This is a genomic window from Sphingobacterium sp. UBA7253 (assembly GCF_002472745.1).
GTDB lineage: Bacteria > Bacteroidota > Bacteroidia > Sphingobacteriales > Sphingobacteriaceae > Sphingobacterium > Sphingobacterium siyangense.
In genome coordinates this window covers 1-217 of record NZ_DKSP01000077.1, presented here as the reverse complement: position 1 = coordinate 217, position 217 = coordinate 1, and the positions used below count along the sequence as shown (strand labels likewise).

Sequence of the window (217 nt, the reverse complement as noted above, 5' to 3'; positions counted from 1 at the left end):
AAACGGAATCCCATTAACATAAATTCAGCATCCGGACCTTTAACCTCGCGGACAACAGGAGTTAAAATTGGTTTCTCCGCATCAAAAGTATAGGCCGGAACTTCTTTCGCCTGCATAAAAGCAAAAGTCTTATCCACCTTTTTCACCACCTCGGTAGGGTCAAAATCCCCCGACATAATAACCCCCATATTATTAGGGACATAATAGGTATGAAAAT

At 41.5% G+C, this 217-nt stretch carries 1 protein-coding gene; it reads right to left on the bottom strand.

Going from position 1 to position 217, the window contains the following annotated elements; all coding sequences use genetic code 11:
• Positions 1-217: insulinase family protein (locus B2X72_RS07510; protein WP_286848928.1), on the bottom strand; the 217-nt coding region annotated here is incomplete at both ends.